We start from the raw sequence: 19,228 nt of genomic DNA, 5'->3' as shown, positions 1-19,228 counted from the left end.
ATATTGCGAGAAAGAATAAGAAACTGAGAAGCAATTGTGAGCGCGTGAAAGAAGTCATCTCTGTAGCAATGTTACCGGGATGAAGGATTATTCAGAATAGGCAATAGAAATAGAAAGCGGAGGGTTACCGACCCTATCCACTAGAGCATCAGACCCAAAAGTGGGCACCACTTTTGGGGCTAATCTGATGCGTTTACAAAAACTTAGAGCATCGGACACGAGTCCATTTGAACGTCCGATGCTCTAATTGAGTGTATGAACCATAATATGAAAGTCGAGAGTCCCGCAATGTCATTCTGGAAGCGGACACCAAAACGCATATCCGCTTCCAGGTTTGATGCTCTATTGTGTCCTCTCAGTCACATGTATTCCCAAAGCTTCAATGAGAAGCCCGGCCCGAAAGCGATTGGCGAGAGGGGTCGGATGACCATCATTGGGAATTTCAAGGATGAGGCCGTCAGCCCTCGCCCTGTCGAGCGAGGCGTCGATCACCTTGGCGCCCGATGCTTCGAAGCGCTTGATAATATCGTCGTTTGTAAAACCCGTGCCCGCGAGATAAGCGTCCGGCACTCTCATGTAGAGAATGGCTGTATCAACGCCATATTTGGCTTTGGACTGACGGACTGCCTCCGACAAAACACGAATATAGAGCTCCACATCATCATGTGAGGGCTTTTCAATAAGCTGCGAGATGAAAACACGATACGCGGCGCTATTATAGAGGAATTCGTGCCACAGGAGGCTCGCGCCTTGATTACAGCTCCCATCAAAGGCAACGCCGTCCTCCGTCAGACGGTAATGCGGTGAATGCGGTGACCAGGAGACTTTACAGGAGGTTCTTTGTGCGTGCCATGGCGCTGTCAGGAACAGGAAGAGTTGTGGCTTATCACCAATGATTTTGTCGTAAAAACCGATTTCGACACCACGCAGAAACTGCTGCGGTCCGTAGCCGGTAAAACCCAGATTGAGAACACGTTCCTGTTTGTGTATCAGATCGGCGAATTGTTGCGGCAACGTTTCAGAGTCATGTACACCATCGCCGAACGTGTAGGAATCGCCGAAAAAGACCATGGCCGGTCCTGTCGTTGCGGAATTGGTATGCCGCAACAAATCGTCGTCGATCGTATAGTCCGTCTCGTAGATGAGACTGCCGTCAGGCATCTGTCTCTTGGCATGGAACACGCCTGGATGTGCCGGCCCCCAGCCGAGAACGGGACGCGCCACCGACCAGCCTTCCGTCATCGTGACGATCGGTCGGCGTTCGAGATAGACCGCCGTTGCCTCGACGACGCTCAAGCCGATCAGCAAGGCAGTGACAACGAGACCAATATCACGCAGCCGACCACGTGCGAGTGTTGTCGCAAGGAGGGCAGCCAGTGCGAAAGCGCAAAATGTGAAGAGGCGAAAGTCGGTGACGAAATGATGGAGTTCTCCACGTATGGCTAAGCCTACGGCGAGAATGATCAAGATGATGCGAATCATGGCTGATTGAGTGATAAATTTCATGGGCAAAAGAGCTTGCTCGTGTGGGACAAGGGGGAAACAGAGTGATAGCGAAATGGTGAGAAAGTAAACGGCTCCCGAAGATAAACAATTTAAAATTACGATAATAAGTCAGCGGCTGCGCTCAGCATGCTTCATAAAACCACTTCGATCAATCTCGGGCCACGACCGGTGATCGCAGATCGCAAGGCGCTCGTCAGATTGCGTGTATCTTCGACGCGCCTCGCTTCCACTCCCATCCCCTCGGCAAGCTTGACCCAGTTCAAGGTTGGATCATGGAGATCGAACAACGAGAATGCATGAGGTCCAGCTTTGGCAGCACCAACGCTGTGCAATTCCTCGAACAGAACTTTATAGGCCCGATTGGCATAGATGATCGTCGTAATATCGAGTTGCTCTCGCGCCTGTGTCCACAGCGATTGCAATGTATACATGGCGCTGCCATCGGCTTGTAAGGCAATCACTTTACGTCCGGGACAAGCGATAGCGGCTCCGACCGCGACCGGCAGTCCATCCCCGATCGCTCCGCCAGCAAGATGAAGATGATCATGCGGCAAAGCTGTATCGAGCAGAGGATAGGGTAAAAACCCGCTCGTCAGGCTTTCATCGCTGATGATGGCGTCCTCAGGCAGATAATGTCCGATGATACGCATGACCGATTCGGGATCGAGCCCACCCTCAATGGGCAGTTCAGGCGGCTTGCAGGGCGAGATCGGCGCGTAATCGCCGGCCCCGATCGCTTCGGCAAGCTGCTCGAGACCTTCGGCGGCATCCTCGTGGGGATGCGAGAAGACCAGCACGTCGCAATCAGGAGGCGTCAATGCGCTCGGCTGATCGGGATAAGCGAAGAAAGCGACTGGCGCTTGCGTGCCAACAAGGATCAAGGTCCGCGTTCCCTGGAGGCACGCCATGGTCGGTGCCGGGCGATAGGGCAATCGTTCGACATGGACGCGACCAGCGCCCCGCTCGATGCGGGGCGTGAATGTATCGCAAAGAAGCCTCGCGCCGGTCGCCGCGGCAATACGACCGGCGGCCCGCAAGCCACGGCCGCGCAAGGCAGTCCCGCGCAGCAGCAAGGCCGCATTACCAAGAAGAAGCGCATCGCGCGCCTGTGTAATGGCCTGATCAGAAACCGGAGCCGGCCCCATGACGGGCAAGGGAGAAGCCGCTCTTTCAGCCGGCTGCCAAGCCGTATCGGCGGGTAGAATAAGACTGGCGATTTGTCCCGGCGCCACCCGGGCGGCCTGCACGGCGCGCGCGGCATCGGCCGCGACGGTTTTGGGGCCTCTGCAGGTGGCCACCCAATGCGAGACCGGCTGTGCGAGAGCCGCGACATTAGAGGTCAGCGGCGTCTCGAATCGCTGATGCGTCGTTGCATGGTCACCAATAATATTGACCATGGGCGTCTGCGCCTTGCGGGCATTGTGCAGGTTGGCGAGACCATTGGCGAGGCCAGGGCCGAGATGCAGCAAGGTCGCGGCCGGCTTTTCCGCCATGCGCGCATAGCCATCGGCCGCTCCCGTTGCCACACCTTCAAAAAGGGTCAAGACAGGACGGATCCCCTCGATCCTGTCCAAGGCGCTGACGAAATGCATTTCTGAGGTGCCAGGATTGGCGAAACAAACCTCGATGCCGCTCGCAACCAGCGTGCGCAACAGGCTTTCCGCGCCGTTCATGGGAGGGCAGGGGGCAAAGCGCGCCTCGGGATTCGCCTCGGCCACGGTCCGATCGGCGGCATCATGGTCGGCGAGGTCCTGATCACCCATATCGTTCCTTCTCCCTTGGTCCCCGCCTGTTGTGCATGCGGGTTTGTTGAGCTCACGGCATATTGGCAAACGCTATGCTTCTCGCAAGCTTGCCTTGATCAAGAGCAACCAGTTCGTTGCGGTCGCTCCGCTGGCGTATTACGTTGAATATGAACTTTTTCCAAAACCAGTCCCGGCGATGCCACTGGACCGTGACAAAAAGAGAGAGTTCCGGTCCCTGAACCGTGAAGCAGGCGTGGAGAAGGTGGGATGGTCATCCTGAATCAGATTGGCGAAGCGCGGACGGCCTTGCTCGAATTGATCGAACAGTCCGACAATATCGTCGCCTTTACCGGCGCCGGTATTTCAACCGAATGCGGCGTCCCGGATTTTCGTTCCAAAGATTCTCCGTGGATGCGTTATAAGCCGATCGAATTCAATCTCTTCCTGTCCGATGTCTTGATGCGTGAGGAAGCCTGGCGGCGGAAATTCGCCCTCGACGATATCTATTCCATGGCGCAGCCCGGGCGCGGCCATTATGCCCTCGCCAATCTGGTCCAACAGGGCAAAATCTCAGCCATCATCACGCAGAATATCGATAATCTCCACCAGATGTCTGGCGTCGACGACGAGCACATCATCGAATTGCACGGCAATGGCACTTATGCCACCTGCCTGTCCTGCGGGCTTCGCCATGAACTGGCCAACGTGCGGCACGATTTTGAGACGACCGGGGCGGCGCCGGAGTGCAGGTCCTGTGGCGGTCCGGTCAAATCCGCGACCATTTCCTTCGGCCAATCCATGCCTGAGGAGGCCATGCAGCGCGCCCATGACGTGACTCGGGCCTGTGATTTGTTTCTGGCCATCGGTTCCTCACTCGTCGTCTACCCGGCCGCCGCCTTTCCACTCCTCGCGGCGCAAAACAACGCGCGTCTCGTGATCTTGAATGGGGAAGCGACACCGCTCGATTCCGAGGCGGATCTGATCCTGCGCGGCGATATTGGTGATATTCTCGAACCCTTCTCGAGCTAAGCCGCGTCTTCGCTTCCCCATTCATTTTACCCGGGTCGAACAAGAGCGGTTCTGAATCACTTTCTCCCGAATCGGGAGAATTCAGGCTTTTCCTTCCGCCCGGCAATGATATTCTGTGGGAATAGCTGTTCGTCGGATCGATCCTAGCGACTTTGGGCTGATCGAAGGCTGCAGCACAGTCAACGCCACATTATCCAGGCCGGGACTTTGGGAGGGGGCTTTGCCCGACAAGGACCAGACGCAATCCCATGCCGCTTTCGACAATCCCCTCTTGGATGCCCTGGCGGACTCGCCCGAGCCTGCCCAACTCGTCGAGATTTCCGGGCGGATCAAATGGTTCGACCTCGTCAAGGGCTATGGATTCGTGGTGGCCGATAATGGTCTCGGCGATGTCTTGTTGCATGTGACGGCTCTACGCAAGGATGGTCATTCCAAGGCGTGTGAGGGCGCGCGTGTCGTTTGTGAGGCCATGCGGGGGACCAAGGGCTGGCAGGTGTTCCGCGTCATATCCCTCGATGCGCCGGCGCCCGCCGAAAAGCCGGACCTCTCCGAGGAGCCGCCGCGAAACTTATCCTCACGCGAGGAACCACAAGTCCTGCCCCTTGGCGGTTTCGAGGACGTCAAGGTCAAATGGTTCAATCGGGTGAAAGGATTCGGCTTTCTTTCGCGCGGTGACGGCACGGAAGATATTTTCGTCCATATGGAGATCCTGCGGCGGCACGGTATCTCCATTTTGCATCCCGGGGAGGAACTGCGCGCCCGTTTCGGTCAGGGCCCCAAGGGCCTGATCGCGATCGAAGTCAGGCCGCTTGACGCGCCCGCGCCTGTTCATCACTGACACCAAAGGTCGTAGAGAACGACCTTTGGTTCCTTTCTTGAATTTTCGCTTTTTCAAAGCGATGGCGAAAATTCAAGAGCGCTCCAACGGACATTTATTATGACCGTTGGTATAACATCAAGAGCCATAGAGGAAGGCTCCTGCAACAGTTTAAAATTTCTGCCATGCCTTTGAAAAGCCATGGCAGAAATTTTAGACAGGACCCAAGTCCTATGTCTTCAAGTCTCGTTCCTCGCGGGACTTTATATGACACGTCCCGAATTCTCACCTTTCCGGCTCGATCCGCGTGATGACATCAAGGCTTTTGGCCCCCCTTCTCGTTCTTTGTCTTTTCCTGTTCGGCTTCGATAGGGGCATCAGGTTCACATATGCCGCCGAGGATAGCCTCGAACCCCTGGCCATCGTGACGGCCTCCGGCGATCATGCTTTCTCGGTGGAGGTCATGCGTACAGATGAGGGCCGCGAGCGCGGATTGATGGGTCGCCGTTATCTGCCCGCCGATCGGGGGATGTTGTTCGACTTTGGGACCGAACGGCCCGTCATGATGTGGATGAAGAATACCTATCTGCCGCTCGACATGATCTTCATCGGCCGCGCCGGTAAGGTCGTTGCGCTGGCAGAAAATACTGAACCGTTTTCCGAGGCGATCATTCCCTCGAAAGCACCGGCCTTTGCCGTGCTTGAGGTCAATGCGGGAACGGCTCGGAAAATCGGCCTGAAAATCGGCGATACCGTTCAACATAGTCTGTTCCAGCGATAATTAGACCGAAAGGCCAAGATTTGTGGCACTGGCGGATCTTGTTCGGGCAAGACCTGCGTGCTAGAGCCTTAAAGGGTCAGGCTGGTATCAGCTTTCGGTTCTATCGAGACATTTCGCGCCTGCGGATCTCTCCTTGAAATCTTCGACGTCCACAGGTCCTTCACGGGGTATAGCGCAGTCTGGTAGCGCGGAAGTTTTGGGAACTTCAGGTCGCAGGTTCGAATCCTGCTGCCCCGACCACTTCGACGGCGATGGATGCGAGGAATGGAGGATATATGAGCGTCAGAATCTACCGTCCCGCCAAAAGCGCGACGCAATCGGGTACGGCGCGTAGCAAGGTCTGGCTCCTGGTCTTCGATCCGGCTTCGCCGCGCAGCACCGATCCTCTGATGGGATGGACGAGCTCCGGAGACATGAACAGCCAGGTTCGGCTGCGCTTCACCACCAAGGAAGAAGCGATCGCCTATGCCGAGAAGAATGGGCTCGATTATCGAGTCGAGGAGCCCAAGCTCGCGCCACGCAAAATCCTTTCCTATTCGGACAATTTTAAATCCACGCGGGCCGGTCCCTGGACACATTGAGGCTGCCAAGCCTCACTTATAAGTGCTGTGCAGATTTGATCCGATCTCAGTTTCGGCCCCATAGCTCAGCTGGATAGAGCAGCCGCCTTCTAAGCGGCAGGTCGCAGGTTCGAACCCTGCTGGGGTCGCCAATAGAATCAATAACTTGTGCGGTTTCAGACAGGATTCGGAGAGAAAAAAGTTGGAAGGTTAGGGGTGATCTTCCAACTCAGAGTCACTTTTTGTTCTGCTTAGAATCACTTTTTGCACTCGGCCGCGGCAAGTGTGCGGCGAGCACATAACCAACAGCGCCCAGCAGACATTTGGCGGCGCGTTTTCGCTTCTAAGCGGCCATTTCCTGCCAAGACGTTCAAGCAAGCTCACCGAGATGCCGGCGAACCCATTCGGCCTCTTCCGACGCCGTACGCCGGAAGTGTCGTTTGAAGTCTCGACTGAACTGGGCAGGACTGGCGTAGCCGACCGATGCCGCGACCTCCGCAATCGTCTTGTCCTGGCGCGCGAGCATCAGCCGTGCCTCGTGGAGCCGCATCGCCTTCACATATTGTATCGGACTGCTGCCCGTCAGGGCCTTGAAATGCACGTGATAGGAGGGAACGCTCATGCCTGCTTCACCTGCCAGCGCGGCGACCAAAATCTCGGAACTATAGGTTTCGCGCAGCCGGGCGAGGCTTTGCACGATCCTCCCGGACGTGCCACACTGCTGCAAGGCTGAGATCATCGCACCGCCTTGCGGGCCCACGAGCACCCGGTAATGCAGTTCGCGCAGGATGCCTGAACCCAGAATCGTAAGCTCGACAGGATCGTGCAATGCCCGCAGCAGACGCAGCACGACATCCTCGATAGCCGGCTCCATTCTGCTCGATACCAGACTTTTCACCTTGCCGACCGTCGATCTAGCATGTCTCGCGCCCACTTCCGAGGCGATCTCGGCAGCCAGACGCATGTCGAACTCGACATAGACTGCAAGCAGGGGTCGTTCGGGGCTGGCCACGGATTCCATTCGAAACGGAACCGGCACCGACACCGCCAGATAGTGCTCCTCATCGTAGAGATAGACTTCGCCTTCAAGCACGCCCTGCTTGCGCCCCTGCAGCACGAATATCGCGCCCGGCTTGTAAAGCACGGGGACGTCGTGAAGGACCGCCTCAGTCCTGAGAATGCGGACGCCTTGAAGCGGCGTCGAATTGTATCCCTGATGCGGGCAAGGGGACCAGCCAGTTCCACGAGCGCACGGCGCTTCGCCGGCTCTTTTTCCGCGTTCATAGGATTTGGCAAGACATTCAGAGTTTCCGCGATCGATGCCCACAGGTTTGAATATTATCAGTCAATAGCAATAGACCGATCAACAGGAGAACGTCCAACATGCCACAGAAGACCTTCTTCATCACCGGCGCGAATTCCGGCTTCGGCTTCGCAATCGCGGCGGCCGCGAGCCGCAAGGGCCATAAAGTCATCGGCACCGTCCGCTCAAAACAGTCTCGGGCAGCTCTCGCGGAACGCTTGCCGGACCGGCAATTCGCACACTGGGGCTTTCCCAACGGCTGGGTCTGGGACATTTAGGTCGCCAAAGGATCTATTGGCCCCACGTGGGGCGGGCTTATCAAATCAAGCCAGCCCGATATGGCCTTCGGTGGGGCCGCCCCCTCACCGCGGCGGCAATCGAAAGTCACCTTTCCCGCAATTTCGACTCGGCAGACGGTGAAAGCCAAGTCCGGTGTCCGGCTATTGTCGGTGAGAAGCGATGCATCAGCATGTTTCAGCGCTTCGGCGATGGCCTGCTGCGTACGCGGAAAACGGCTTCGCAGCTTAGCCTCCTCCACGGCATGGCCATGTTCGGCCACACGGGTCTGAACACGCAGGATCGAGAGGTTCTCGTTTGTCAGGCCGACGAAGATCAGGAGGACGAAGTAGCCCGCCGCCTGCATGTCCTTAATGAGCGAGATTTTGGACTCGACCGTTCCATCGTTGGCCATGCGCCAGTGGGAGAAGACTGTTTCCATTGCGAATGGGACGTTCGCATTCATCGCATGCCCGACGAATGCTTGGACGCCTTGCTGCGCCACCCGCATCCAGCTTTCGTCAGTGTCGCGCAGATCAGTGGCCCAGCTAGGCAGTACCCCATCGGAGTTAGCTTCCGGCAGGATAGACAGCATCATCCTGTCGGCATTTATCAATGGGATCTGCAGCACGCCGGCAAGGCTGCGGCGCCAGAGTGTAGATTTGCCCGAGCCATTATGGCCGGCAAGCACAATCGCGAGAGGCTTCTGGGTTGCCTCTTGCGCTTCTTGAATTTCGAGTAGGGCCTCGACAGCCAAGGTCATGCGATCGCTTGGAATATCCCGTCTACCAGTTGTCCGCGTTCGGTCTTGCCGTCGAGAGTGCGAATCACGACGTCCGGGTCCTCGCTGTCCAGGGAAAAGAGGGGAATGCCCTTTTTCGCGCGGATGACGACTCCGGGCTTGGAGAGGCGTTTGGCCGCACGGGCGAGCGCTTTGGTGCTCTGCGCGATATTGGCTTTGATGAGGGCGCGTTGCGGCGCGGGCGCGGTGATGACCACATCGCCAAACTTTACCCTGCGCACGCGTGCCCGGCGCTGAACATTGACCGCAGTTTTCGTCATGATCGCTTCGATCCGAACATTATCCTTCACCTTACCAAGATGGCTGTAGAGCTGCAATCAGTTCATAGGCGATCCTCGAGGAAGGTCATGCAACTACCGCTTCGCGCCATCTCGGTTGCAGGTGCGACTGAAAGTCGTTCTGGAACCGGTCATTCGATCGACAACCGTAGCTGGCGCATTGAGCAGCCTCTGGGACTTTCGCGATGGTCCGCTTTGCGGCGAAGAAGGCGAGAAAGCTGCCGAAGCGAGCAGAATTCACCAGACAAGCCGCTTCGCTATCCAGGCTAGTTGACACCAACAACTATAGCAGCAAAGGTTAGCCCTGAAGAATGCGGCCGGGGGCGCCGTATTCATTGGCGACGCCACGTGGAAATCGAAAAAGAATGTCTCGATGCAATCCTTTATAACCTCTACTGGTCAATAAAGGAACATGGGCGGACCAATGCAGGTAGTCGCGGAAACACGGTCGAGCTGCTCGGGGTTGCCCTCCGAATCCTCAAGCCGAGGGCGAGAATTAGTCGTTCGGAGAATCGCGGAAAACCGTTCAGCGCCATCGGCGAGTTGCTTTGGTACCTATCCGGTTTGGACACCTTGGCCTTCATCGAGCCCTATGTCAGCGCATATCGGGACGATGCAGTAGCTGGCGTGATTCAGGGTGCTTATGGGCCGCGCCTTCGTGCGATGCGGGATGGCATCGACCAGTTTGCCAGTATCGAGACGCTTCTGAGGCAGAAGCCAAATTCCCGACGAGCGGTGATCCAGCTCTTCAACGCCGAGGACATCGCGACCGAACACAAGGAGATCCCTTGCACGACGACGTTGCAGTTCCATCTTCGCGACGGGCTGCTGCACATGTCGGTGACCATGCGCTCCAACGACGCTTACTGGGGTCTGCCGCACGACGTGTTCTGCTTCACCATGATTCAGGAGATGATGGCGCGCCGGCTGGGCGTCGAGCTCGGCGAATACTATCACTATGTCGGCAGCATGCACGTCTATGAGAAGCATCTCAACCATCTGGACAATTATCTCGTCGAGGGCTTCCAGCGCACCGCAGAGATGCCCCCGATGCCTGCGGGCGACCCATTTCAGCTCGTCGATCACCTTCTGTCGATCGAGGGCCGTCTCCGGCGGGGCGATGATCTCAATGCCGGGTCCGAGATATCTGATCCATATTGGGCGGATATCGTTCGGTTAATGCAGGTCTTCTGGGCACGGGAATTTGCCCATGACCATCCGGCGAGGCTGATGGAGCTACGGGCACAACTCGAAACGTCGTTCTACAAGCCGTATGTGGACGGAAGGCTGCATCTGGAAGCTCGTGTGCCTATAAGGCATGGCGATCCCGCAACCACCAAGGAAGGGGAAAGCCATGTGGCCGTCGAGGCACGCTGAACACCAGCGGATCGCAACCGAGCTGGCGAACGCCAGGGCGGCCCTCGGGCTTCAGGGGCTCCCCGACCAAGCGACCATTGACACGCTCGCTATGCAGTTCGTCGCAAGTCTGCGGCGTGAGGATTACTACCGCCTCGTCCAGTCTAAGCCGATCGGGGCCCATCGGGCCGATCCCAACTACCCGTCTTTCGACCCCGAGCGAGCTGTGGCGTTCCACATGCAGCAGGGCGACGTCAACGAAGCCGGCTGGCTCGTCTTCCTGATGACCCACTTCGCGCGTCCGCTGTCCGGTTGGCAAAGGCTGAAGGACGTTTACGGTCAGCTTGGTAGCGGGAAATGGGATTGGGCCACCGTCATCACGAACCCGACAGCCTTCTATAACTGGCTCGACGCCAATTGGCAGGGCATCGGGGGTGGGTTCGGCAATCACAGGAAATATGAAAGCCTGCGCCCGAACGCCAAGCGCCCGATGAAAAAGGCGGTGTCCGACTATCTCACATGGATCGGGCCTGGCGGGCACGCGGCCTTTTTCGCGAACGCCGTCCGCGAGGCCGGCAACGATCCACACACAATCTTCGACTACCTATATCAAAACCTAAATGTCCTGACGTTCGGCAGGCTGGCGAAGTTCGACTACCTCTCCCTGATCGGACGATACGGGATCGCGCCTATCAAGGCGGGCAGCGCCTACTTAGATGGCGCGACGGGACCAGGGCGCGGCGCCCGGCAGCTGATAGACGGCAACCCAACAAGCGCGACAAGCAATGCGAATCTTCAGGCGACCCTCGATGCGTTGGATCAACAGTTGAATGTAGGCATGGCCGTCATGGAGGACGCGCTATGCAACTGGCAGAAGAGCCCTCGACGTTTCATCCACTACGTCGGTTAGTCCAGCACCGGGGACAGATCGCTCCACTTCCAGAACTTCTTCAAGTCGTTCAGCGCATTGGGGCGGATCATCTTGTGGTGCTGCATCTGACCAACGATGAGGCCGGGGGCCACGCCGGATCGCACACTGAACCTGATAACGGAATTCCGATTATCGCCAAGGTTCTCGAATTCCTCATATCTGTCGAACGGTACGATGCATTGCGCTGCGAATGCGTTGGCCTCCCGTTCGCTCTGGTCGATGCCCTCCATGTCGTTATCGACGAAGGTCTTCGCCTCGTGAAGCAGGAGATGCCCGATCTCGTGCAGAAGCGTGAACCAAAACTTGTCGTCGGCCAATCCGCGGAAGCTCATGAGGATCATGGCCTTGTCCGGCCCGACCATCCGACTGGCGCCGGACGCACAACACCCCTCTGGGGCCTTTTTAGCGACCACAGCGACGCCCGCTTCCGCGCATAGCGCCTTGAGTTTCGGTAGAAACAGCTCCGGCCTCTTCACCTTGGAAAGCGCCTTGATCGCATCGAGGCGATCCCGAAGATTACCTACGTTCCACGGCCGCGTGGTGACTAGATCCGTGGCAAGTTCCCCCATTCGCAACCACATCAGCACGGCTGTGTCCTTGGACTCAAACGCGCTAGAAGTTCGGAACAACGTTTCAGAGCAGATCCGCCCGTAACGCGCATTCCACGCATTCATCGTCCCAACGTTGAAAAACGTGAGACGCCGACGAAGCTCATCGCGCCGACGCTGGCCGGACAGGCGTCCTTTTGGGCGCGGTCCGGGCACTTGGAGCTGGAGCCAAGCCTCGGACTCGTCGACATCCGCAGATGCGCGCTCAAGCGCGCGCTCAAGAGCATCCTGATAGTTGGATTGGCGCTTCAACCAAAAGGAGACGGTTCCCCCGAGTGAGGCGGAGAGCACCCGGGCGTGCTCGGCGTCGATCGCTTTGGAACCATCGAGTAGCCCCCGCAAGGTGGCAATCCCGCCGTCGAGATTCTGGGCGACCTGCTGGGCGGAGAGACCACGTCGTACCATCTGCGCGTGTAGCGAATCCCCGGGCTTAGAGAACCAATCGGGCGTGAACTCAAGTCCGTCCGTCAAGGCACCCTCGCAATTTTCAACAGCTTCAACCTTGTTACACTCGACCAGACAATGCGGCCGTCAGAACCCATCTTATGTCGCCCTACAACGACAAGCGTGGCTCGATGATCTGAACCAATCGCGACGGACAGAGAATCGTCTGCGAAAATTATTATGTCACCACCGAGCAGTTCGATCAATTCGTCCACCGTCTCGAGAGCTTGTGCGTCGGATATGAACGCGACGAGCGCTCCCGCCGCAATGCTGCCATAGGCCTGCTCTGCCTTAGACAGATCGATGCAGATTTCGTGCAGCGGCTCACCCTCGAAAGATATATTGATCAACCGGCGAGGTCCTCGTGGTACACGTCGCACCTCGGCCGGATGAGGGACCAGAATAAGTACATGGCGATCATTGCGGGAGCGGCGATCCGTGTGGCTTGGACTGCTGCTTCGCGCGGATCGCGTCGATCCGCTCCCAGTTCCGCGCGAGCTCACGATCGCCGGCTTCGTCCATATTGATGCCCGATGTACTGCACAAGCTCGCCAGCGTCACGAGCACTCCGCCGACCTCCATGTCCGCCTGCCCTTTAGGCCGACCGAACACATAGTCAAGGAGCGCCATGGCATCGCCTCGCGAACAGCCGTTCGCCTGGGCGAGTTCCAGTGCCTCCTCTAGAAACCGGTGCGTGCGCTCGCCGCGGTCCGCCCGGACCGACGGAGGAAAGCATGCCTCAAGCCATTCCTCCACCCGCGCCTGATAAGATGTGATTTTGGCCGCCAAGTTCTATCCTTTCCAGTGGATCTATCTAGCAGCTAGTTTAACGCTTGTCGCGTATCATGCAGGCGTTCTTCGCGACCCGTTTGCACGGCTCGAGCTGGTAGCCCGCTGATGGGTTCGTCCTAGTATGATCGATTTGCGGATATCCTTTGCTACCTGAACAAACGGCTGGTCTCAAGCATCAAGGACGTAATCGGAACGGCGAGAACTGTGGCGTGAGCTGCCGAAGGAATTGACCTGGGCAAAAAGCAGCCAGGCAGCAAACGGCCTAATTTAGACATAAACTGGCCAGCAGGCATCGGGCAACAGCGTGGAATCGGCGGTTCGCCATACCGCTGGTGGTATAGCGGTGATCGGCGGCTATATCGGACCATCGAGGGAAATCGCGGGGTTGGCGGGGCAGGTGGGATTCTCGAACCCACACCCCCTCGCGTAAGTAGGCGCAGGTTACAATCGCGCTCCGCGCCGAACCCTCATTCTTCGAACACGATCCCAGGCAGCACCCGAAGAATGGCGCGATCGAGCCGCCAGATCGGATGCGTCTTGAGGGCATCGGGCATGCCACTGCAATCCACCATGAGATCGATCAGGCGCTCCGCCGCCTCGGGCGATTCGTCCTGCAATTCTTCATAACATTCCATGGCGTAGGATTTCAGATTGCTGGATTCCTCCATGCCTTGCTTGTTGTAGGAAGACACGCCTCGAATCACGAGGCGGACGAAAGCGATGACAATCGCGATCAATTCCGCATCGTCATCCGGCGTCGTCAAAACAAATGGACCGTCGAGCGGACCAGCCTTATTCTCAGGGGAGGGGAGAATTGTCAGAACCGGCATAGGCTTCATGCAGAAGTTTGAGAACAGAACATAAATATATGAAATATAACTATTCTTCTGCACGACATAAGAGTTAACTTTCATTCTTCCGGCAAAATCAATTCCGCGACAGGGCGCAACCCCAAAAGATGTTCACGCAGGATGCGAAGCAGATTGGCGGGGGAGAGCTGGTGATACCAGACTTCTTCCGGATGAATATAGGCCAACGGTTCGCCCGTACATTTACCAAGACAGGCGCGGCGCATGCAGGAGGCGGTTCCGACCATTGCCTCATCAAGTCCTTCAGCCAGCATGGTCTGGCGCAATTCCTCGAGAAAGACTTCAGCTTCACCCGTCTTATTGCAACACGGACCCACGCAAACCACGAGCCTGCGGGCCTCTGCTGGTTGTCCAAAAATATCCTTGAGAGCCATAATCTCGACCCATCTCAAGGCTCGCGAAAGAGCCCTGGCTTCGCGCGTGACAGGTTCAAGCCAAAGTCGAACATCACGCTATTACTTTTTGATATTCCTTCGAATCCTTCACAGATCCTTGGGCTTGCGAAGGCAATATCAAATACACTGAAAGATATAACTCAGCTCAGAGTGCCCCCTTAAGCCCACGCCGTCAATGCAAGCGGCGTGACACGGCGGTATTATTAACCATGAATATGAATCCATGAGGGAAATCCGAGTGATAAGAAAAATTTGACTCGAACCGTGCCTAAATTTGGGCGAATTTAGACATGAATGAAGAGGACTGTTCGAGGTGGTAGTGCCGCGAATGGGGCGTATTTACCCCACGATTCGGCGGGAATGCGCGTTGCGTTAGTGAGTAGAGTTAGGAATGACCATGCGTTCAAAACGGATCCTTTTCTCCACGTCGCGACGCACCGATCCGTTTTTGGGCGATCTCATTCCCTCCCAGTCTTTCACCCGTGATTTTGCCGATTTCCTGCGCAATCGGCGCCTGACTCTCATCCTCGCGGCGAGCAGTGCCGCCTTGGGCCTTGCCGGCTGTGCCCAGCAGCCGCAGCAGCGCATGGCCGCCGCCGCTCGTTCCAAGGAATATTTTCCGTCTTCCGTTTATGGCAAGGCCAGCCCGCGCGTCATCGCCGATGGGCAGCCGGTCCCGCGTGGCGGCGGTACTTATCTCGTCGGCAAACCCTATACTGTTGCTGGCCACACCTATTATCCGAGTGAGAAACACACCACGAAGGTCGGCCTGGCCTCCTGGTATGGCGATGCCTTTCACGGCCGGCGCACGGCTAATGGCGAAATCTACGATCGCGATGCGGTCACCGCCGCAAGCCCGACCTTGCCCTTGCCGAGCTATGCGCGTGTCACCAACCTGCGTAACCACTATTCCATGGTGGTGCGCGTCAATGATCGTGGCCCCTTTGCCTCAGACCGCATCATGGACGTCTCCCACACCGTCGCCCAGGCGCTTGATTTTCACCGGACGGGCACGGCCAAGATCAAGGTCGAATATCTCTCTCCGGCCAGTCTCAACGGCTCGGACGACAAGATTCTCCTTGCAACCTTGCGCCAGGATGGCCGACCGGCTTCGCTTGGCCAAGAAGCTCCGGTCATGACGGCACAGAACGCCGAGCCTTTGCGCACTGCTTCCACGGCGCCGCTGGCCACGCCAATCTCAGCCACGCAGCCGGTGGCCCCGCAACCGCAGCCGGTCCAACCGTCGATCCCCAAGCCTGTTCCGGCTGTCCGTCTCCAGCCAATGGACACTCCGACGCCGGCGCCTGTTGCCAGCCCGTCCAGTCTAGCCAATTCCTACGCGCCCAAATCCCCGTCGAAAGCGGATTCCCAGGCGCTCGCCGCTTTGGCAGCCGCTTCGCTCGCCAAGCCTATGGTCAAGCCGGGCAAGGCCTTTGGGGTAACAGTGGAAGAAAGACCGCTCCCCCCGTCACGCCCCTTTGATCTCAGCACCATCCCCGGCGCGGGTGTCCCGATTGGCGCTTCGAGTCGCTCCGCTTCCCTCCGTTAGGAGGAAGCCTTCCAGGACATGCGAATGTATTCCGTCTATCGTATCAAACCCAAAGCGGACGCCCTTTTGGGTTTGATACGTTTATAAGACATAGAGCATCACTCACGCGTCCTGCTCAACGAGCGATGCTCTAGCATTTTCGCTGCTCCAGCACAGGAGATCGCTCGTGGTCCCCGTCTCGCGCCGCATTCTCCTGATCCCGTTTTTGCTCTCGGGCTTTCTTGCTGGCCCGATCGCGGCCAGGGCGCAAGGCATCGACACCAGCGCCCCCAATGTCATCCTCATCGAGGCTGAAACCGGCGGCGTTCTCTTCGAGAAGAACCCCGACGCGCCGGTGATACCGGCGTCCACGGCCAAGATCATGACCGCCGAACTGGTCTTCCAAAACCTGCGGGAAGGCCGAATTCATCTCGACGACACCTTTCTCATCAGCGAAACCGCCTGGCGCCAGGGTGGCGCGCCCTCGCGCGGATCGAGCATGTATGCCGCCCTCAACAGCCACGTTCGCGTCGAGGATCTCATCCGCGGCCTCGTCATCGACTCGGGCAATGATGCCGCCATAGCGCTGGCAGAGGGGCTGGCCGGTTCTGAGGGGGCCTTCGCGACCTTGATGACGAAACGGGCGCGCGAACTCGGCCTTGATCATTCCGTCTTCACCAATGCCTGGGGCAGGGGCGATCCCGACCAATTGGTGACGGCGCGCGACATGGCGCGCCTCGCCGCTCATGTGATCACCACTTATCCCGATTATTATAAATATTTCGGCGAGAAGGAATTCACCTGGAACAAGATCCGGCAGACCAATCGCAATCCCTTGCTCACGATGGATTTCGGTGCCGATGGCCTGAAAACCGGTAACATCGACGCCAGCGGCTATGGTCTCGTCGGATCCGCCGTGCAGAACGGCGAGCGGCTTATCCTGGCCCTTTACGGCGCAAAAAACGCCAAGGAACGCGCCGATGAGGCAAGACGATTGTTCCTCTGGGGCTTTCGGTCTTTCACGACGAAGACCGTCTACAAGGCCAATGAGACGATTGGAACCGCACGGGTTTTTGGGGGCGCCAAAACCGATGTCGATCTTGTCGCCCATCGTGATATCAAGCTTTTGATCCCGCATCTGGGCGGCGAGAAATTCACCGGCAAGATTGTCTATACAGGTCCCTTGCCGGCCCCGGTCGAAGAGGGGCAGCAAGTCGGGCAATTGATCATCCGGCGCGGCACGCTCGACGCGCTCGAAATACCGCTCTATACCGCCGAAGCGGTTCCACAGGGCCCCTTGCCGCGCCGGGCACTCGATGCCGGATATGAAGCCGGCGTGCTGTTGTGGCGCAAATATATGACCAAGCCATGAGTATTCCTTCCGAGCGTGCCGCTTCCGAACACATTGTGGAAAATCCCGTCCCCACACGCGGATTCTTCATCACTCTGGAAGGGGGAGAAGGAACCGGAAAATCGACGCAGGCGCGCAAGCTTGTGGCAAGATTCGAGGCGCAAGGTCTTCGTGCTATCGCCACACGCGAGCCTGGAGGTTCTCCAAATGCCGAAATTCTGCGCGATATTCTCCTTTCTGGGGTCATCAAGCCGCTCGGTCCGCTGGCCGAGGCTCTGATGTTTTCCGCCGCGCGGATCGATCATCTCGATCAAGTCATCAAGCCCGCGCTCGCGGCGGGCACGACAGTCGTCAGCGACCGTTTTGCCGATTCGACGCGGGTCTATCAGGGCGTGGCGGGGAATCTCGATCCGCACCGGCTCACCCTTCTCGAACAAGCGGTCCTGAACGGCACAGTCCCCGATCTGACGCTCGTCCTCGACTTGGCGCCAGAAACCGGCCTGGCGCGCGCCGCCGCACGGCGCGCCAATATTGATTCCGGCGATGGTCCCGATCGTTTCGAAAGCGAGGATCTTACCTATCATCGGCGCTTGCGGGAGGCCTTCCGGGCACTCCCTAAGAGGGAACCAGGCCGCTGCCTGCTAATCGACGCCGATGCCTCGGCGGACATCGTGACCGAACGTCTCTGGACCGCGATTCAGCAAAGGCTGCTCCATCCCAATGCCCGCTGAGACCGACCAGATCCTTGATTCCGATCTTTATGCTGGCACTAGGCATCCGCGTGAAACCTATGCCTTGATCGGGCATGAAGCGGCTGAAGCGAGCCTCCTTGCGGCCTATCGCGGCAATGTGCTGCCGCAGGCCATTCTTCTCGGCGGGCCGATGGGGATCGGCAAAGCGACGCTGGCCTGGCGGCTCGCGCGCTTTCTCCTGGCGCATCCCGCCCCCCATGCGCCCGAGGTCACAGCGGCCACCACGCTCCATGTGCCGCAAACCCATCCGATTTCCCATCAAATCGCTTCGCTCGCCCATCCCGATCTGGTTCTGCTCCGGCGGGAATGGAACGAACGGGGCAAGAAATTTTTCAGCGAGATTCGCGTCGATGACGTGCGCCGGACGACGCATCTGTTCCAACAGGCGGCGGGGGCCGGCGGCTATCGGATCGCGATTATCGACAGCGTCGAGGATTTGAATGCTTCAGGGGCCAATGCACTTCTGAAACTGATTGAGGAACCACCTCCCAGATCCTTGTTTTTACTGATTAGTCATCGACCCGGTCATGTCCTGCCGACGCTTCGCTCACGCTGCCGCCTCATGTCCTTGAAACCGCTATCCGACGAGGCGCTGGCGGCGATCATCGCGGAACTCGGTCCGCCCTGGACCGATTCGGAATCGGCGCGGCATCAGGCGTCTCTTTTATCCCTGGCGCAGGCGGCGCATGGCTCGCTGCACCCGCTCTTACGCCGCCTCGACCCGAACGGGCGAGGGATCGAGGCAACCGTGAACCGTCTTTTGGGCGATCTCCCGCGTGTTGATTGGCGCGGCGTTCACGTCCTCGCGGACCAGATCGCCACCGATCCCGATAATAACCTCGAGATTTTGCGGACCACGATCTTCGATTGGCTGGACGCGCGCCTACATGCCCAGACCCGCCAGATGGGTTCCGTCATGCCATTGGATCTCCACTCTCTTGCGCCTCTTGCGGAGGTATGGGACAAAGTGACGAGTGATCTGCGTGAGGCCGAGGCCCTCAATCTCGATAAGCGTCAGCTCATTCTTTCTCTTTTCACCGATTTGGCAGCGGCTGTAGAGGCTTCCACGCCTGTCTTACACCTTTAATTCATGGCCTTTGTGACT

The 19,228-nt window shown here is 57.9% G+C and carries 19 protein-coding genes, 2 tRNA genes and 2 pseudogenes; 13 read left to right on the top strand and 10 right to left on the bottom strand.

Annotated elements, in window-relative coordinates; all coding sequences use genetic code 11:
* Positions 1-342: 342 nt before the first annotated feature.
* A complete protein-coding gene (locus BIND_RS07895; RefSeq protein ID WP_012384544.1) occupies positions 343-1,506 on the bottom strand; it encodes a hypothetical protein in 1,164 nt (387 codons plus the stop codon).
* Positions 1,507-1,637: 131 nt separating this feature from the next.
* Positions 1,638-3,179 carry an acetolactate synthase large subunit gene (locus BIND_RS07890; RefSeq protein WP_012384543.1) on the bottom strand — a complete coding sequence of 514 codons (1,542 nt, stop codon included), beginning with the start codon at positions 3,177-3,179 and terminating at the stop codon, positions 1,638-1,640.
* 339 nt (positions 3,180-3,518) lie between these two features.
* Between BIND_RS07890 and BIND_RS07885 the strand changes: the two genes are divergently transcribed.
* The 6 genes from BIND_RS07885 (at position 3,519) to BIND_RS07860 (ending at position 6,590) form a co-directional block, all read left to right on the top strand.
* Positions 3,519-4,280, top strand: a complete 762-nt coding sequence (locus BIND_RS07885) for an SIR2 family NAD-dependent protein deacylase (protein WP_012384542.1) — start codon at positions 3,519-3,521, stop codon at positions 4,278-4,280.
* A 220-nt stretch (positions 4,281-4,500) separates the two neighbouring features.
* The gene (locus BIND_RS07880) at positions 4,501-5,118 is read left to right on the top strand and encodes a cold-shock protein (protein WP_012384541.1); all 618 of its coding nucleotides are present in this window, start codon (positions 4,501-4,503) and stop codon (positions 5,116-5,118) included.
* Positions 5,119-5,407: 289 nt separating this feature from the next.
* A complete protein-coding gene (locus BIND_RS07875) occupies positions 5,408-5,878 on the top strand; it encodes a DUF192 domain-containing protein (RefSeq protein ID WP_012384540.1) in 471 nt (156 codons plus the stop codon).
* A 163-nt stretch (positions 5,879-6,041) separates the two neighbouring features.
* Positions 6,042-6,118, top strand: a tRNA-Pro gene (locus tag BIND_RS07870).
* A 35-nt stretch (positions 6,119-6,153) separates the two neighbouring features.
* Positions 6,154-6,459 carry an ETC complex I subunit gene (locus BIND_RS07865; protein WP_012384539.1) on the top strand — a complete coding sequence of 102 codons (306 nt, stop codon included), beginning with the start codon at positions 6,154-6,156 and terminating at the stop codon, positions 6,457-6,459.
* A 54-nt stretch (positions 6,460-6,513) separates the two neighbouring features.
* Positions 6,514-6,590 (top strand) — tRNA-Arg (locus BIND_RS07860).
* Positions 6,591-6,808: 218 nt separating this feature from the next.
* On the opposite strand, the pseudogene BIND_RS07855 reads toward BIND_RS07860, so the two are convergent.
* A pseudogene (locus BIND_RS07855) lies at positions 6,809-7,722 on the bottom strand (AraC family transcriptional regulator).
* Positions 7,723-7,821: 99 nt separating this feature from the next.
* On the opposite strand from BIND_RS07855, the pseudogene BIND_RS07850 reads away from it, so the two are divergent.
* A pseudogene (locus BIND_RS07850) lies at positions 7,822-7,965 on the top strand (short-chain dehydrogenase/reductase); the annotation flags it as partial.
* Between the two features lie 50 nt (positions 7,966-8,015).
* On the opposite strand, the gene BIND_RS07845 reads toward BIND_RS07850, so the two are convergent.
* Both BIND_RS07845 and BIND_RS07840 read right to left on the bottom strand, forming a co-directional pair.
* The gene (locus BIND_RS07845; RefSeq protein ID WP_012384537.1) at positions 8,016-8,780 is read right to left on the bottom strand and encodes a zeta toxin family protein; all 765 of its coding nucleotides are present in this window, start codon (positions 8,778-8,780) and stop codon (positions 8,016-8,018) included.
* Entirely contained in the window at positions 8,777-9,079 is a 303-nt protein-coding gene (locus tag BIND_RS07840; RefSeq protein WP_148210586.1) for a hypothetical protein, read from the bottom strand. The genes BIND_RS07845 and BIND_RS07840 overlap by 4 nt, the downstream gene beginning before the upstream one ends.
* 366 nt (positions 9,080-9,445) lie before the next feature.
* Between BIND_RS07840 and BIND_RS07835 the strand changes: the two genes are divergently transcribed.
* Both BIND_RS07835 and BIND_RS07830 read left to right on the top strand, forming a co-directional pair.
* A complete protein-coding gene (locus BIND_RS07835; RefSeq protein ID WP_012384535.1) occupies positions 9,446-10,474 on the top strand; it encodes a thymidylate synthase in 1,029 nt (342 codons plus the stop codon).
* Positions 10,452-11,363 carry an alpha-glutamyl/putrescinyl thymine pyrophosphorylase clade 3 protein gene (locus BIND_RS07830; protein ID WP_012384534.1) on the top strand — a complete coding sequence of 304 codons (912 nt, stop codon included), beginning with the start codon at positions 10,452-10,454 and terminating at the stop codon, positions 11,361-11,363. Before BIND_RS07835 ends, BIND_RS07830 begins: the two co-directional genes overlap by 23 nt.
* Here the strand turns inward: BIND_RS07830 and BIND_RS07825 are convergent.
* The 5 genes from BIND_RS07825 to BIND_RS07805 all read right to left on the bottom strand — a co-directional run bounded on the left by BIND_RS07825 (position 11,360) and on the right by BIND_RS07805 (position 14,471).
* Positions 11,360-12,463 carry an ImmA/IrrE family metallo-endopeptidase gene (locus BIND_RS07825; RefSeq protein ID WP_012384533.1) on the bottom strand — a complete coding sequence of 368 codons (1,104 nt, stop codon included), beginning with the start codon at positions 12,461-12,463 and terminating at the stop codon, positions 11,360-11,362. The two genes, BIND_RS07830 and BIND_RS07825, sit on opposite strands and share 4 nt — an antisense overlap.
* Positions 12,460-12,786 (bottom strand): hypothetical protein, encoded by a 327-nt coding sequence (locus BIND_RS07820; RefSeq protein WP_012384532.1) that lies wholly within the window; start codon positions 12,784-12,786, stop codon positions 12,460-12,462. The genes BIND_RS07825 and BIND_RS07820 overlap by 4 nt, the downstream gene beginning before the upstream one ends.
* Before the next feature lie 67 nt (positions 12,787-12,853).
* Positions 12,854-13,225, bottom strand: coding sequence for a hypothetical protein (locus BIND_RS07815; RefSeq protein ID WP_012384531.1), 372 nt, complete (start codon positions 13,223-13,225; stop codon positions 12,854-12,856).
* 470 nt (positions 13,226-13,695) lie between these two features.
* On the bottom strand, positions 13,696-14,058 hold the full coding sequence (locus tag BIND_RS07810) for a hypothetical protein (protein WP_148210584.1): 363 nt from the start codon (positions 14,056-14,058) through the stop codon (positions 13,696-13,698).
* Positions 14,059-14,138: 80 nt separating this feature from the next.
* On the bottom strand, positions 14,139-14,471 hold the full coding sequence (locus tag BIND_RS07805; protein WP_012384529.1) for a (2Fe-2S) ferredoxin domain-containing protein: 333 nt from the start codon (positions 14,469-14,471) through the stop codon (positions 14,139-14,141).
* Between the two features lie 418 nt (positions 14,472-14,889).
* Here BIND_RS07805 and BIND_RS07800 point away from each other — a divergent pair, with 418 nt between their 5' ends.
* The 4 genes from BIND_RS07800 (at position 14,890) to BIND_RS07785 (ending at position 19,210) form a co-directional block, all read left to right on the top strand.
* A complete protein-coding gene (locus BIND_RS07800) occupies positions 14,890-16,041 on the top strand; it encodes a septal ring lytic transglycosylase RlpA family protein (RefSeq protein ID WP_012384528.1) in 1,152 nt (383 codons plus the stop codon).
* 166 nt (positions 16,042-16,207) lie between these two features.
* Complete coding sequence (locus BIND_RS07795) at positions 16,208-17,392, top strand: D-alanyl-D-alanine carboxypeptidase family protein (RefSeq protein WP_012384527.1); 1,185 nt, start codon at positions 16,208-16,210, stop codon at positions 17,390-17,392.
* Entirely contained in the window at positions 17,389-18,102 is a 714-nt protein-coding gene (gene tmk / locus BIND_RS07790; RefSeq protein WP_012384526.1) for a dTMP kinase, read from the top strand. Before BIND_RS07795 ends, tmk begins: the two co-directional genes overlap by 4 nt.
* Entirely contained in the window at positions 18,092-19,210 is a 1,119-nt protein-coding gene (locus BIND_RS07785) for a DNA polymerase III subunit delta' (RefSeq protein ID WP_012384525.1), read from the top strand. The genes tmk and BIND_RS07785 overlap by 11 nt, the downstream gene beginning before the upstream one ends.
* Positions 19,211-19,228 lie beyond the last annotated feature (18 nt).

Source organism: Beijerinckia indica subsp. indica ATCC 9039 (assembly GCF_000019845.1).
GTDB classification, from domain to species: domain Bacteria; phylum Pseudomonadota; class Alphaproteobacteria; order Rhizobiales; family Beijerinckiaceae; genus Beijerinckia; species Beijerinckia indica.
The sequence above is the reverse complement of the archived record's forward strand: the minus strand, read 5'-3'. Positions and strand labels throughout refer to the sequence as shown.